Origin of the sequence: Bacillus sp. M6-12 (assembly GCF_002860285.1) — a bacterium.
GTDB lineage: Bacteria > Bacillota > Bacilli > Bacillales > DSM-1321 > Peribacillus.
Map to the genome: position 1 here is coordinate 69,339 of NZ_PGVF01000015.1, position 15,063 is coordinate 84,401.

12 protein-coding genes and 1 other RNA gene are annotated in these 15,063 nt (G+C 42.1%); 2 read left to right on the top strand and 11 right to left on the bottom strand.

From position 1 onward, the window contains the following. Positions 1–11: 11 nt before the first annotated feature. Positions 12–1,478 carry a carboxypeptidase M32 gene (locus tag CVD28_RS17655; protein ID WP_101594693.1) on the bottom strand — a complete coding sequence of 489 codons (1,467 nt, stop codon included), beginning with the start codon at positions 1,476–1,478 and terminating at the stop codon, positions 12–14. A 294-nt stretch (positions 1,479–1,772) separates the two neighbouring features. On the opposite strand from CVD28_RS17655, the gene CVD28_RS28205 reads away from it, so the two are divergent. Further along, the gene (locus tag CVD28_RS28205) at positions 1,773–1,919 is read left to right on the top strand and encodes a hypothetical protein (RefSeq protein ID WP_180954207.1); all 147 of its coding nucleotides are present in this window, start codon (positions 1,773–1,775) and stop codon (positions 1,917–1,919) included. 91 nt (positions 1,920–2,010) lie between these two features. On the opposite strand, the gene CVD28_RS17660 is transcribed toward CVD28_RS28205, so the two are convergent. The 10 genes from CVD28_RS17660 to CVD28_RS17700 form a co-directional block, all read right to left on the bottom strand. Continuing rightward, positions 2,011–3,924: an ATP-dependent DNA helicase gene (locus tag CVD28_RS17660; protein ID WP_101594432.1), complete on the bottom strand. Its 1,914-nt coding sequence runs from the start codon at positions 3,922–3,924 to the stop codon at positions 2,011–2,013. Positions 3,925–4,127: 203 nt separating this feature from the next. Beyond that, entirely contained in the window at positions 4,128–4,301 is a 174-nt protein-coding gene (locus CVD28_RS28210) for a hypothetical protein (RefSeq protein WP_180954208.1), read from the bottom strand. A gap of 72 nt (positions 4,302–4,373) precedes the next feature. Beyond that, entirely contained in the window at positions 4,374–5,510 is a 1,137-nt protein-coding gene (locus CVD28_RS17665; RefSeq protein ID WP_101594434.1) for a THUMP domain-containing class I SAM-dependent RNA methyltransferase, read from the bottom strand. Positions 5,511–5,519: 9 nt separating this feature from the next. Further along, the gene (locus tag CVD28_RS17670; RefSeq protein WP_257985906.1) at positions 5,520–7,595 is read right to left on the bottom strand and encodes a sensor domain-containing protein; all 2,076 of its coding nucleotides are present in this window, start codon (positions 7,593–7,595) and stop codon (positions 5,520–5,522) included. Between the two features lie 383 nt (positions 7,596–7,978). Further along, positions 7,979–8,366, bottom strand: an RNA gene (gene rnpB, locus CVD28_RS17675) — RNase P RNA component class B. Between the two features lie 68 nt (positions 8,367–8,434). Then, entirely contained in the window at positions 8,435–8,746 is a 312-nt protein-coding gene (gpsB, locus tag CVD28_RS17680; protein WP_101594437.1) for a cell division regulator GpsB, read from the bottom strand. Between the two features lie 95 nt (positions 8,747–8,841). Beyond that, entirely contained in the window at positions 8,842–9,396 is a 555-nt protein-coding gene (locus CVD28_RS17685; protein WP_101594440.1) for a DUF1273 domain-containing protein, read from the bottom strand. A gap of 71 nt (positions 9,397–9,467) precedes the next feature. Next, a complete protein-coding gene (locus tag CVD28_RS28865) occupies positions 9,468–9,974 on the bottom strand; it encodes a spore coat protein (RefSeq protein ID WP_257985907.1) in 507 nt (168 codons plus the stop codon). A gap of 336 nt (positions 9,975–10,310) precedes the next feature. Further along, positions 10,311–11,585: a ribonuclease H-like domain-containing protein gene (locus CVD28_RS17695; protein WP_101594442.1), complete on the bottom strand. Its 1,275-nt coding sequence runs from the start codon at positions 11,583–11,585 to the stop codon at positions 10,311–10,313. A gap of 19 nt (positions 11,586–11,604) precedes the next feature. After that, a complete protein-coding gene (locus CVD28_RS17700) occupies positions 11,605–13,884 on the bottom strand; it encodes a DEAD/DEAH box helicase (protein WP_101594444.1) in 2,280 nt (759 codons plus the stop codon). A gap of 174 nt (positions 13,885–14,058) precedes the next feature. Here CVD28_RS17700 and CVD28_RS17705 point away from each other — a divergent pair, with 174 nt between their 5' ends. Continuing rightward, positions 14,059–14,739 (top strand): Crp/Fnr family transcriptional regulator, encoded by a 681-nt coding sequence (locus CVD28_RS17705; protein WP_101594448.1) that lies wholly within the window; start codon positions 14,059–14,061, stop codon positions 14,737–14,739. Positions 14,740–15,063 lie beyond the last annotated feature (324 nt).

A 15,063-nucleotide genomic window follows, 5' to 3' on the forward strand; every position in this document is an offset into this window, starting at 1 on the left:
CTTAGCTTTCATTACCTCAGCTTATAAACGCTCCTGTATTTCTCTTCAAGATAGTCGATTAAATAATTGGCATTTAGTCCATCCCCAGTAGTATCCAGCAAAATCTCGAGCGGCTGCTTTGTTTTTCCGTACTTGTGGACCTTTTCTGTCAGCCAGTCTTTAATCGGCGCTATATTCCCTGCTTTCAATAAATCATCAAAATTCGGAATGTCCTTTATCATAGCAGCCTTGAACTGAGCTGCATACATGTACCCTAGAGCATAAGATGGGAAATAGCCAAAGCTGCCGTCTGACCAATGAACATCCTGCAGCACTCCCTGCGCATCATTTTCCGGACGGACTCCTAGATATTCCTCATATTTTTGATTCCATACGGCCGGCAGATCTCTTACCTGAAGCTCACCATTAATCAAGGCTTTTTCAATTTCGTAACGGACCATAATATGTAGCGGGTATGTCAATTCATCTGCCTCAATCCGGATTAATGATGGTCTTGACTCATTGATTGCCCTGTAAAAATCCGTAACATCGACCTGTGCGAATTGGTCCCCTGAGAATGCTTTAAGGGAATCGTACTGTTTTTCCCAAAAACTGAAATTCCTGCCGACAAAGTTCTCAAAGAAAAGCGATTGTGATTCATGAATTCCCATGGACGTTCCGTCTGCAAGCGGCGTCCCCGTCAATTCTTTAGCAATATTCTGCTCGTAAACAGCATGGCCGCATTCATGTATTGTTCCAAAAACCGCAGTCCTAAAATCATTTTCGTCATACTTTGTTGTAATCCTTACATCCCCTGGATTCAGTCCAATGGCAAAAGGATGAACTGTCTCATCGAGCCTCCCCGCTTCAAAATCATATCCAAGCTCTTTCAGGATTTCGAGGCTGAACTCCCGCTGTTTCTCTTTAGGAAACCTGTTATATAAAAAAGCAGTTTCCGGCTTATTCGAACTATCTGCAATTTGCTTCACTAATGGTACAATTCTTTCCCGCAGCTTACCAAATACATTATCAAGAATTTCAACCGTCATACCCGGCTCATACATATCCAGTAAAGTGTCATATTTGTTATTTTCATATCCCCAATAGGACACAAATTTTTTCATATAAGCAACGATTTGCTCCAAATATGGCTGAAAAAGGCTAAAATCAGATTTTTCCTTTGCCTCTTCCCAGACAGCCTGAGATTTTGACTGCAGGACAACATATTGTTTATATTCGTCAGCAGGGATTTTCTTGTTTCTTTCATATTCTTTTTTACATTCCTGAACCAGTTTGTTCGTGATTTTATCCAGCTTGCTGTTAGCTTCCTCATTTGATAGCCTGGCAATATACGAAGCCATTTCTTCACTTGTAGACATGCTGAAAACCTCGGAGGATAAAATGCCGATTACCTCTGCTCTTTGTTCAATCCCTTTTTTAGGTGCACCCGTCCGCATGTCCCAATACACCAGCCCAAGTGCCTCATTATAAGCTGACATTTTCTTAACATACTCAGCAAATTCTTTTTTTACCTTCTCAATAGACACAAAAACTCCCCCTATTCTTAGCGTCAGGAGTGCTTCAATATTCCTGACTTCCCATTAACTGATCCAGCCCGCTCAGCTTCTGATAGGCTATTTTAAAACCTTATTTTTCCTTTCAACCTTTTTCATTTTATCATAACAGGCAAAAAATTTATCCATGGTTTATTCGTGAATTTTCATTATTAAAATATTTCTTACTACTTCTATTTCATGTTACGATTAAAAAAATTGTTTAGAGGAGGAACCAGCATGATCGAATTAGTCGGGAAGTGCAATTGCTGTGAAAGGGCTATTTACTGCAGAGATGGTTTTCTGGACGGAGAAAAGCTTGGCAAAAACGGTGAACTGTGCTGTTTCCCTTGCCTGGAAAACATGGAAAATGAAAATAAGGAATAGCGGGAGATAATTAATTTCTGCATAAAAAGACCCGCACCCCTAAAAATCAGGGTACAGGTCATTACTTCCAAGATTTAAAAATATCTTTGTTCTAAACGGTTGGCAGTACAGCCCTCATTTTGGCAGCAGTGTGATCATCCAATTCAGCCGGAAGCAAGATATGCACGGCCCCTTCATCCTGAGTCGTACGGATGAGCCGTCCAATACCCTGCCGCAGCCGGAGAAGCATGTATGGCAGATCTACTTCTTCAATCGGATTAGCCGCCGATTGTCTTTTCGCTTCAAACACCGGATCATTTGGAGGATATGGAAGTGAAAAGATTATCACATTTTTTAACGACTCCCCTGGGATGTCCAGCCCTTCCCAGAGATGGTAGGAAAGCAGCACGGAATGCTCCTCTTCCTGAAACCTTCTTACCAGCTCGCTGATTTCCATGTCACCTTCATAATAAAATGGATACGGTGAACTGCTGTCCGCATTTTCCTTAAACCATTGCAAATCTTCCTTCGAACGAAACAGTATTAATGTCCGCCCTTCATATGAAGAAATGCTGTTCAGTGCATATTCCAGTTTACTTTCCCTGTCATCCGCCTTAAATTCAGGCAAGTTCATTTGCATAACTTCGTCGTAATCAAAAGGAGATTCAACGCTAAAACTCAAATAGTCGTGAATCCCAAGACTGCTTGCGATATAGTCAAAAGACTTATCTTCCGATAGCGTTGCTGACGAAAAAACATATGGAATTTTCTTTGAAAATACTTCTTCACCCAATATGTCCTTCACCAGGCGCGGCATGATAACAAGAGTATTCGACTGGGCATGCTGTTCAAACCAGCTAACCGCTTTATTATCCTTTAAGAAAAGTGACAAAGAATAGCCAAACTGCTCCAAAAACTCCTCAGTTACCTTTAGATCATACTCATTTATTGTGTACATTTCTGCTTCGAAGACAAGGCTTTCTTCTAATTCTTCCACTTTTCGGTGAAGAAATTTCCCGCTTTTCATCAAAGTTTCTGATGTAAGAATCTTGTGGCGATTGGACCCGGTTACAGGCATTGAGTGTTTTTGCAAAAGAGAGAAAAACTCTTCATTCATGTCAATCAAGTCCTCAATGATGTATAACGTTTCATCGCGGACATCGTTTGCCATCAATCCCTGCAAAACCGCGGATAGCGTGTTGTCAGCAACTTTATAGGTAAGCGCCTTTTGGGCCGAAAACTCCAGGAGATGGCCTTCGTCAAAAACAACGCAGCTGTGTTCGGGCAGCAGCGGCAGCTGACCTTCTCGTTTTCTGGCATCTTTTGTCCAAATATGCTCCATAAAGAAATCATGTGAGCAAATAATCAGATCGGCAGCTTTCCGATAATAATCCCGAGACAATGTCTGGCCGCAGCGATGCCGTTTCTCACAGCTGAAGCAATTTTGGAGCTGATCCCAGCCAACCTTCGACCAATCCTCATCATTAACATAAGGATATTCTTTACGATCCCCATAGGGTGTGTACGATGCCATTGAGCTTCCTTCATTAACGAATCCCGGCAGCTCATCATAAAGGCGGTCGATTGATTCGGAATCTTCATTTGACACAGCATACTCCAGCTTTTTCAAGCACAGGTACTGGTCATGGTATTTTGCAAGGCGAACGTCAACCGAGATATCTAAGGCACTCTTGATTTTCGCTATATCTCCTTCTTCCTTGACCAGCTGCTCAATCAAAGTTTCATCCGCACAAGAAATGATGGCGGGCTTATTTGTATATCGTGCGTAACAGATGGCATAAAGCAGATAAACAAGGGTCTTTCCTGTGCCGACACCTGCTTCGGCAAAGATGACTTGCTTATCCTTAAAGGCTTTTTCCAGCTGAAAAGCCATAAAGACCTGTTCGTCTCGGAGTTCAAATCCTTTTTCCGGCAGAATATCGTAAAAGACATCGCCAATCCATTCGGAGAATTTTTCATAAAAGGAATCCGTTTTTGTGACTGTAAAAGGCAATGTTTGAAGCATTCTATTCTCCCCTTTTTATAAAACCCCAATAAATCTCGGGGGCTAATAACCTTAGGCATAAAATTACATTATTGCTGAATCTCGCTTGATAGTCAAGAAAAAACCTTACCAAAGGTAAGGCAAGGTTTTATGCATATTTTTGGCGCCAGGAGAAAACATGCGCTGCTTTATTAGCCGAAATAAGCCTTGAATTTTTCAAAACCCTAATCGGGAGTATTCTGCTGTTGAAGCTGGAAGGATAATGCCTGAAGCATATTTTTTTCCGCTTCCTTCAGTCCGTCTATCCCTTTATCACAGTTTCCTTCCAGTCTGATTTTTTCATATGAAGTATACAGTGCCTTAGTAATCATTTCAAAATCCGCCATTCTTGCGTACATAGGACCGCTCCTTCCCGATAAAAAAAGATAATCTCATTTTATGCAGGATCTGAGGACTGTATACATACAATATTATTTTCTCGGCGGCCTTGGCCCGAAAAACTGGTGGTAATCGGTTCGGATGAAGCCATTGAACAGCTTGCGCTTTTTTGTGGCTTGCTTTCCATAAAATTTTTCAAAATCAGGGTGGGAGGTTATGATATAAACCGACCATGTATCAAGCTTTTCAAACGCTATTCCCATTTGGCGATACATGTGTTCAACAGCTTGTTTTTCGCCGAGACGTTCTCCATAAGGCGGATTTCCGACAATGACACCGTATTCCTTTCTGGATGTCACATCGCTGACTTGCATTTGCTTAAATTGCAGCAGGTCCCCAAGGCCGGCTTCAATACTATTGTTCTTTGCAATTTCGACCATTTTATGGTCTATATCGTAACCGGCAATATCCAGCGGCTGGTCGTAATTTGCAAGATCCTCAGCCTCGATACGCACTTCATCCCATACCTTTCGACTCATCCATTTCCATTTTTCCGACGCAAACTCGCGATTGAATCCAGGAGCTATATTTTGTCCGATCAGCGCTGCTTCAATCGGTATTGTTCCTGAACCGCAGAACGGATCGATAAAAGGGCGGTCCGGATGCCAGTTTGTCAGCATGATAAGTGCCGCCGCCAGTGTTTCTTTTAATGGAGCTTCCCCTTGTCCAGTCCGGTAGCCGCGTTTATGCAGCCCTGCTCCGCTGGTGTCTATGGTTAGGGTTACTGTATCCTTTAGGATAGCGACCTCAATTTTATACAAAGCACCTGTTTCTTCAAACCAGCTGTCACGTCTATACTGCTTTTTTAACCGGTCTACAATGGCTTTTTTAACTATTGCCTGGCAGTCAGGGACAGAATAAAGCGTTGATTTTACTGATTTCCCTGAAACAGGGAATTCCGCATCCTCCGGTAAATATCTTTCCCAATCCAGAGCCTTTGTTTTTTCAAAGAGTTCGTCAAATGTTTTTGCCTTAAACTCACCGACCTTAATTTTCACACGGTCTGCAGTCCTTAACCAGAGATTTGACTTTGCGATGGCTTGCTCGTCACCTTTAAAGCTGATTCTTCCATTCTCTACTTCACATTCATAGCCCAGTTTTCTGACCTCGCCTGCAACGATGGACTCAAGTCCCATTGCTGAAGTTGCGATTAAATCATATGTTTTCAATCAATCACCCTATTTCATTATTGCTTGTGGATCCCAAGTTTCTAAAAATACTAATAAATCATCCCAACATAATGGCTTTGTAATATAAAACCCCTGAATTATATTACATTTTTCCCTGGCCAGAAATTTCAAATGCTTTTCCTGTTCTACCCCTTCAGCTACTACAACTAAATTCAGAGTATGCGCCATGGTAATGATAGCTTGAACAATTGATGCATCTTCCTTGTATGCCGACAGCTTCTTTATAAAGCTCTGATCAATTTTCAATGAATCAATCGGAAGTCTGTGCAAATAGCTCAACGATGAGTACCCAGTTCCAAAATCATCAATCGATAGCTTTATTCCCATTTGCTTTAGCTTGACCAGTTTGTTGTTCGCTTCAGGGGCATTTGGCATAATGATGCTTTCCGTAAGCTCCAGATCTACGCAATGCGGAAAGATGTTGGTATGCTGGATAATCTTCGTGAGATTTTTCACGAAATCATCCTGATTAAAATGGATTCCGGAAATGTTAATACTGACTTTAAGGCCAGTATACCCGACAATATGAAGCTTTTTAATATCATCGCAGGCTTGCCTGATCACCCATTCGCTAATAGGTACGATTAATCCAGTCTCCTCAGCAATCGGGATGAAATCAGCAGGTGATATCAGGCCGAGTTCCGGAGAATTCCAGCGAAGCAATGCTTCTACTCCTTCAACCTGCCCATTAGCCACATTTACAAGGGGATGATATTGCAAAAAAAGCTCCTTTTTTTCAACTGCTTTCCGGAGGCGGTTTTCAAGTACCATTTGCCTTGTTTCATTTTCAATTTGCAAACCTGTATGATAAAGCTCAAAATTATTCTTACCGTTTGCTTTAGCCTGGTACATGGCGCGGTCAGCGTGTTTAATAAGTGAATCAATGTCTTCGCCATCAAAAGGATAAAGGCCTACCCCAATACTTGTCGAGGTATAAACCTCCTGCTCGTGCAGTAGAAAGGGCTGTTGAAACGAATTTATTATGTCCTTGCATACTGAAACCGCTTCTCTCGGATGCTTTATGTTTGGCAATACAATCACAAATTCATCTCCCCCAAGGCGAGCGATAATATCTTTGTTCTTCAGCAGGCCTTTTAAACGGGAATATACCTTTTTTAAAAGTAAGTCACCATAATTATGCCCTAATGTATCGTTTATAAGCTTGAATCTGTCCAAATCCAAAAATAAAACAGCCAATAATTGATTATACTTCTTGGCGGTAATCAGTAAACGTTCGAGCCTTTTATACAGCAGGTATCTATTCGCGGCACCGGTAAGCACATCATAATGCGCTAGCTTGCGAAGCTTTTCCTCAGCCTGTTTTTGGTCAGAAATATCCGCAAAAACAGCGACATAGTTCGTCAGGGTACCCTCATCATCCAATATGGAACTGATTGTCAGCCATTCGGGGAATACCTCGCCGCTTTTACGCTTATTCCAAATTTCGCCCCTCCAACGCCGTTTTTCACCTATTTCCCGCCACATATCCCGGTAAAACTGGTCATTATGAAGGCCCGATTGAAGCATATTGGGTGTTTTGCCAATCACTTCTTCCTCAGTATAACCTGTTACAATTTGAAATGCAGGATTTACCGACAGAATTCTGCCTTTAGCATCAGTGAAGAGAATTCCTTCACTAATATTTTCAAAAATTTTGTCAGCCAAACGCAATTCTTTTTCGGATTTTTTTTGAGGTGATATATCTTCAAAAATTACGAGAAAAAAAACATTATGTAAATCTTTGTCAATTTTTCGGATCTTCATTCTATCTGTATATATTTCTCCATTTTTGCGTACCTTCTCGGTTTCGCCGCTCCATTTATTAATCTTTACAATCTTGTTCCAAATGCTGCTGTATTCCTGATGAAAGTAAAAAAGCCTTTGAAAATGAATACCTGCGAGTTCTTTTCCGGAATAGCCCGTAATTTTCTCTGCAGAGCTATTACTATCAACAATTTCACCTGTATCATTTAAGACCAGGACACCCTCTTGCATATGATCATAAACCAGTTCAGCTAAAGAGTACTGATCTCCAAGTCCTAAAAATGAATGATTTCCAACCACCGATGCATTCCCCCACATCAAAACTGTGTACCCTCAAACATTATACCAATAATGAAAATGTATTTTATTTATTATATATGTACGTTTTTCAAATTATCGGGACGATTTTCATAAAAATGTCGATATTCGTTTAAAAGGGTTGGGGGAATGTTGTTTTTGGAACAAATGCAATTTAGGTGCAGCTAAAACCATAGGGATGCAGGAATAGTAAAAAAACCTGCAGCTTCTAAATCTTATCCGCTAAAGGTGAGGAGCACTTCATGACACTTGTCTTTCATTGCACTTTCCTTCTATTGCTCCTATAAAAAAAATAAACCTGCCAATTAAGCTGACAGGGTTTATTATAAGGCAATTATCTTCAATTATAAATGTGTTTGTTAACGTTCTGTAAGCCATGTTTTGTACCATTGTACTGCAAACGATTGCTCATCTCGTACTCAGGTGGTAATCATCTATCTACAGGCATAATATATGCCTGTCTTTCTCCTCGTTCATTTCCAAGGAAGAAAGTGCCCCTACCAAAATTTGGGTTTCTCGCTCGTGGGGTTTACCTCGTTCCACCCTTTCCATTTCTGGAAAGGCTCCGTCACTGTGGCACTTTTATAGGTATTCATGCCATATTCATAATGAACTTAGGCATTTTCCCGGCCGTCAGCATCAAATGCTGCCCTGGCTTATTTTTTCGCCAGGCACGAACACTACAGGCATCTCAGCCTGTGCGAGCATGGACTTTCCTCTACAGCGTAAACGCTGCAGCAATTACCCAAACGTTAAACACAACATAATTGATTATATAGGACAATCGCTAAACGTGCAATGGTAAATAAGGCCAGCACCCATTAATCAAAAAGCTTGTTTCCGAAAACGTGTTTTTCCAAATTCGACAGCCTTTTAAGTATGTCAAAGTTTGTTGTTCCAGGCGCTGCACCGGGAGTCTGCTGGACCTGGCGTCTGGATACATCATCTGACTGCTTCCTCAAGCGAAGGTTTTCCTGCCTGAGATCTTCAATTTCCTGATGGAACACTTCATAATCTTTTATTATCAGATCTAAAAATTGATCCACATCTTCCTGTTTATAGCCTCGCATCGCTGTTTTAAAATCTTTTTCAAGAATATCTTTTGCAGTTAATTTTATCTTATCAGATAGCATAAGACCCACCTCAATACTTTCGCCAAACGTCTTTTCTTATATTTTTTCAAAAAGCGGGGAATTTGTCAACGAATGATACGGAAAACATTTTAGTATTAGTTCCAATCATCATGAGATTGATCTTCAATTACCTGCTGGAGATCATCAAACGTGATCTGAAAAACATGATATTCGCCTGATTCACTTAGTCTTTTTGCGTCCTTATAGACATATTTGGGCGAGCCGTCCTTTTCTTCATCATAGACAATCAGCATACCATCGCTTTTTTGAAGCATGAACATACTTTTCGTCCGTAATTGGGCCGGACCTTCATATGGCTTTTTAGATATGGAATCGACAAAATCGGCCTGAGCAAGCACACTTTCATAATATTCTCGATTATGCTCTTTCCAGGATTCTTCCTGGTTCAAATAAGGAGTCAGAACTGCCAGCTGCAGCTGGCTGTATTCCTCTTTCAGTTCCAGAACCATCTCCGCTCCCCATAGCTCTGCACCTAACTGTCCATTGATAATAACCCATTCCAGGCCTTCCTCGGCAAATAAAGCAATTCGCTGTTTTATTGCGCTTTGAATATATTTTACCCCTGGATGATCATTTTTAAAAATGCCTAATTCAAAAGGTTTGTAGCCCGTCAAGTATAGAACCTTCATCGAAAACTACATCCCTTTCTTTTAATATTATGTAAAAGAGCAAGGGCTGGAGATCCGCCCTTGCATCTTATTTAGAAGCAAATTCCCGGTCTTCTTGGAGGGCAGAAAGCTGGTGATACCGGCGGGCACATAGCCGGAGATACCGGTGGACGACCTCCACAAACAAAATGCTGATTCTTGCATGTCTCGACAACGGATTGGGTTTGAGGGAAGTAATGCTGGTGGTTAAAGACATGATTATTTACCGTTGTAGTGTGTGTTGGATGAACATGCGGCACAATATGCGGAATCACATTTTGGTTTACTACATTTTGTGTTGGATGAACTACTGTTGGAAGTATGTTGGCAGGAGCAACCTGAGTTGGACCGCCATATGCAGGTCCAGTTTGCGCTCCCATTACGCCCGGTGCCATACCCATAGGACCTGTTTGTGCCCCCATTACACCTGTTGGCGGATACGCAGGACCAGCTTGTGCTCCCATTACCCCCGGTGTCATACCCATCGGCTTAGTATATGCTCCCATTACACCGGACGGTTTTTTACCGCAGCAGCTGCCGGACATTTTATACATTTCCATTAATAAATCCCCTTTCGCCAGGTTTTGTATTACAGTAACAGACTATGACGAAATGGGGATACATGTACTAATTAAAGCACCTATTTATAAGAAAGAATAAAAGTTTTCTTTTAAGGTTGAAAATAGAATTGCCGTTAAGCATACAACAATGAAGAATAAGACTAATACCGCTTTATACATTTTTAAACAGCCCCGCTTGTAAAATGAATTAGTTGACCACAGTTTATCATTTTACACATTTTGTTAAAAGTCGACAATAGTTTTATGAAAAAGAAAGCGTTTAATAAAAGTGACAATTTCATGTCATTTCGCCGTCGCTCCAAACTTGTCTTCATTTTAGGATAATAGGAGGTTAGCCTTCCTTTTTTCTTTCTTTGTTTGCAGGCGGCCAATTCTTTTTTCCAGATCACTTTCAAGTATACCATGTAAGTTTGCTTTGCCGTTGAGCAACTCAAAGAGCTTCCAAGAAGCTGACAAGGCTGCATCATAGTCCCTGAAACGATGCTCATGCATTTTGGCCAGCTCAATCAATGCTTCCGCTCGCTGCCGCTCATTTCCGCCAGCGGATACGAACTCCCATGCTTCCCGTGCTTTATCATATTCCTTATCCTTTTTCCATTGACTTGCAAGTCCGTGCAGTGCAGTCAGCTGCTCTGACTCAGTCCCTTTCATAATGGCAGACTCATACGCATGGCGGGCTGCATCTTTATTTCCAAGAAGCTTCAGCCAGCGGGCAACCTCAAGAGATTCTCCGTTATAGCCATCCAATTGCAGAATTTGCCTGGATAGATGGATATATAGCGTAATTAAGGAAAGTACATCAATTTCATTGTGCTTCATAATACCAAATAATATTTCCGGATCTTTTCGCTCTACAAAATCGAAGTAAATCATCGGAGCTAAAAAGCCAGGAATATCATTTTCTCTGTGCACGCCAAGGATATCCTTTTCCACTGCAGATAGTTTTACTTTTTCAAGCTTATTTTTCCAGAGCCTTCTTGAGGCATGGTACAAATCAAAATGGCCAAATTCCGGAAGCCGGGGCACATGTTCCTTGATCAGAGTATGTCTTGTTTTCAGCTGGGGCCAATCAAAGGCCTTCCCGTTGTAAGTGACTAGCTTTTCATAATTCACCTTTTCCAAAAAGCTTTGATACAGAGGAACTTCATTTCCAGGCTCAGGCAGGATATGCTGCCGGACGATTACATGATCATTTTCAAAAAAGGCGTAGCCAAGCAAAAAGATTGTATTTCCCGTACCTCCTCCCAGTCCAGTGGTTTCCGTATCAAAAAAGAAAAGATCCTCTGCCCTATGTCCTGCACAAGAAAGGGGATGCTCAACCAAGCTATTGTTCCAGCTCTCTACCGCCCCAAATAATTCATTGAAGCGATAGCTGCCATGCTGGTAATCGAGCGGATAAATGGTCTCCCTGATCAAGCAATAAGTCCCATCCATTTGATATACGCTTGTGAAATTTTCCGTCCATTTCTCTATAAAAGGGATGGCCGAAGAGCTGACTTCAGCCGTTTTTACCTCTTTCAGAACGGCTTTTTCCGCTTCCGGAAGTGACATATGGCTTTTCATCCGGCCAAGTTTACTTTTTAGCGACATGTCATCACCGCCCCTTTCCCTATTGGATCATCTCAGTTGAAAACAGCTTCAATAGCTGGACTGCATCCCGTTTTGCGGTATGGGATGCTGAATCCGTCCCTACACAGGACGGGCATCCTGTTTCACACTGGCATCTCTCAATCATTTGCGTTGTCTCATGCAGAATCAAGTCTGCATTTTCATATACCTTTTCACTTAGCCCCACGCCGCCCGGATAGCGATCGTAAATAAAAATAGTCGGCTTTTCATTATGGGCCGCTTTTACCTGCGGGTACACATGGATATCATGCGGGTCGCACATTACATAAAGAGGCACCATGCCATTTAACGCCTGGGCAGCGCCGATCAATCCCTGCTCAATCCTGTTTTCTTCCCATCCAAGTATCTCCGGATTAAGGGAAAGCATAGCTGCAGCTGTATGAAGCTCTTCCTCGGGAAGTGTAATGGGGCCTGACCCGATATTGTCATGTGTATCAAATTTGATTTTTTTGAAAATGGTTGCCATAGCCCTTACTGAAACGTCCCCAAATGCTGCCTCGTGTGAAGGGGAGTTTCTTTGTTTATCAATTTCCAGAACCGATAACTGAACTGCCAGATTGGCATCTGTATAGTAATCGACATTCACTTCCCGCACATATGCTTTCTTTTCCTCCCAATCCAGCTCCTCAACCTGATATTGGACACCCTGATGCAGGTAAATAGCCTCATCATGCAGCAGAGTCATGGCACTGTAACGATCCATCTCTCCGATAACCTTCACATCTGGTTCGTTCGTCAAATCAATAATGACCACATTTTCCTGAGAAGCGGAGCGGAGGGAAATGTTATGCGCCGGGAAGGCATCATTCATCCAAAACCATTTGCCGTTATTTTCGTGAAGAACCCGTTCCTCAGTTAAAAATTCAAGAACATCAGCAATTTCTGCTTTCCCAAAAGTATCACCTGCTTTAAAAGGCAGCTCATATGCGGCGCACTTTACATGGTCGACCAGGATTACGAGATTATCTGGATTGATTCGTGCCGTTTCTGGATTCCTTCCGAAAAAATACTCCGGATTTTGGACAATATACTGGTCCAGCGCGCTGGAGCTCCCTACCATAATTATCAGCGCCTCACCATGCCGGCGGCCAGCCCGTCCTGCCTGCTGCCAGGCGCTGGCGATTGAACCGGGATATCCAGTCATAATACATACCTGCAGCTGCCCAATGTCTACACCCAGTTCAAGTGCATTTGTGCTGACGACTCCATAAATACTTCCTTCTCTAAGACCCTTTTCAATCTCCCTGCGCTGTTTCGGGAGGTAACCTCCCCGGTATCCGCGGATAGATTTTGGTCCAAGCTGCTTTGAAACCAATTCCTGCAAATAGGTCAGCAGGATCTCCACTCTTACCCGGCTTCTGGCAAAAACAATTGTTTGAATCTTGTTTCTTAAAAACTCCATGGCCAGCCTTCTTGATTCCAGAACGGCACTTCTCCTGATATTAAGCGGCTTGTTGACGACAGGCGGATTATAAAAAACAAAGTGTTTTTTTCCGCTTGGAGCGCCATTGTTATTAACAAGCACCATGCTTTTTTCAGTCAGCTCTTCAGCCAGTTCCCTCGGATTTGCTATGGTAGCAGAAGTACAGATAAAAGCTGGATCGCTTCCGTAGAAATGGCATATTCGCTTCAGCCTCCTGATAACATTGGCTGTATGGCTGCCAAAAACCCCTCTGTATATATGAAGTTCATCTATCACCACATATTTCAGGTTTTCAAAGAGTGACACCCATTTTGTGTGATGAGGCAGGATCCCCGAGTGTAGCATGTCGGGGTTTGTAATCACAATATGTCCTGCCTTCCGGATTTTCTGGCGGATATTTGACGGAGTATCCCCATCATAGGTATAGCTATTAATATTGACCTCCATTTCGTTGATCATTTCATGCAGTTCGCTTTTCTGGTCATAACTCAAAGCCTTTGTCGGGAATATATAAAGAGCCCTTGTTTTCTCATTTTCAAGTATTGATTGAATGACTGGCAGGTTGTAGCATAGCGTTTTTCCAGATGCAGTCGGAGTAACCGCAACAAGACTTTTACCCTTCGCCGCCGCATCAAAAGCGGTGGCCTGGTGGGTATAAAGACCGTCAATCTTGCGCTTCTTCAGTGCCTCCTGTATCCGCAGGTCCATAGAGTCCGGGAACGGTACAACTGAAGCAGGTTTTGCGTTTATTGTATGCCAATGGGCAATATTATCCTTAAATTCTTCATTCGTCTTAAGCTCTGAAATTAATTCCTGGAGATTTTTTCGCAATTTCATATCATCACCCCATTCTTTTATTTTAACGAATGAATGTTCGTTTAAAAAGAAATAAATTTTTACATTTCAAAGTTTCTTTCATCTGGGTTCTCTTTTTAGCAGAGGAATACTTTCACAGCCAATCACGGCACTGATATAATATGAGGAAAGCTTTATGCGGAAGAGGTTGTAAAAATGGTAAAAAATGCTTTAAAAAGCGCTCCGCTATTAAACGCTTTAAGCGCTGAAGAAATTAAGCTCATTGAAGAAATTTCAATCGTTCGTACATATGCAAAAACGCACCATATTTTTCTTCAGGAGGAGCCAATCCAAAATGTCTTATTTCTATTTGAAGGCCGGGTAAAGATCTATCGAAACGACGCAAATGGCCGGGAGCAAATTGTAGCAATCCACACAAATGGGGAGATGTTTCCACATGTTGGTTTTTTCCGGGAAGGAGGATATCCAGCATTCGCCCAGGCACTCGAACAGTGCACGCTCATTATCATACCGAAAAAAGAGTTTGAAAAGATCCTAATCTATAATCCGGATATGAGCAAGAAAATGTTCCATGTGTTAGGTGAAAAAATTGTTGATCTGCAAAAAAGGCTTGAAGCTCAAATCCTTAATAATTCTTATGAACAAATCATCAAGCTCATCCTCCGTCTCGGAAGCGACCTTGGCAGGAAAGATAGCGGTGGAGAAATTCATGTAGATTTAAACATAACGAATCAGGATCTGGCAAAAATGATTGGCTCCACCCGCGAAACCATCAGCAGGACATTAAGCAAGCTGAAAAAGCTCGGTCTTTTAATTGAAACGAAGGAAGGATACCGGTACCATCCTGAAAAATTGATGGATGAACTGCTGTTATAGAGAAGCACAAACGCCCTGTTCAGAGGAAGAACGTCTTAACTCTCCACTTCGTCACAAAGCTGTCGCTTTGTTTCGTGCGATGAAATGCTGTCGAAGCTTTCCTTGTCCTGTGGCGCAGTCGGCACTAGCACGTCCTCACAAAGCTAACGCTTTGTTTCGTGCGATGTATCGCTGCCGTAGAATTCCTTGTCCTGTGTGTCGGGGCTGGTTGCTGGAGCTAGACATCTGACTTGTTAAAAAAGTTATACTTTCTCTTTGAAAGCTCAAACGCCCTGATAAAAAAGGAAACCCCGTCCGCTGCAATCCTCAGACGGGGTTTCCTCA

Bases quoted from the DNA above. Each gene is read 5' to 3' on its own strand.
- CVD28_RS17660 (WP_101594432.1), bottom strand. From the start codon at position 3,924: ATGCTTCAAACATTGCCTTTTACAGTCACAAAAACGGATTCCTTTTAT.
- CVD28_RS17695 (WP_101594442.1), bottom strand. From the start codon at position 11,585: ATGTCGCTAAAAAGTAAACTTGGCCGGATGAAAAGCCATATGTCACTT.
- CVD28_RS28205 (WP_180954207.1), top strand. From the start codon at position 1,773: ATGATCGAATTAGTCGGGAAGTGCAATTGCTGTGAAAGGGCTATTTAC.
- gpsB (WP_101594437.1), bottom strand. From the start codon at position 8,746: ATGCTATCTGATAAGATAAAATTAACTGCAAAAGATATTCTTGAAAAA.
- CVD28_RS17655 (WP_101594693.1), bottom strand. From the start codon at position 1,478: ATGTCAGCTTATAATGAGGCACTTGGGCTGGTGTATTGGGACATGCGG.
- CVD28_RS17700 (WP_101594444.1), bottom strand. From the start codon at position 13,884: ATGAAATTGCGAAAAAATCTCCAGGAATTAATTTCAGAGCTTAAGACG.
- CVD28_RS28210 (WP_180954208.1), bottom strand. From the start codon at position 4,301: ATGTACGCAAGAATGGCGGATTTTGAAATGATTACTAAGGCACTGTAT.
- CVD28_RS17685 (WP_101594440.1), bottom strand. From the start codon at position 9,396: ATGAAGGTTCTATACTTGACGGGCTACAAACCTTTTGAATTAGGCATT.
- CVD28_RS17705 (WP_101594448.1), top strand. From the start codon at position 14,059: ATGGTAAAAAATGCTTTAAAAAGCGCTCCGCTATTAAACGCTTTAAGC.
- CVD28_RS28865 (WP_257985907.1), bottom strand. From the start codon at position 9,974: ATGGAAATGTATAAAATGTCCGGCAGCTGCTGCGGTAAAAAACCGTCC.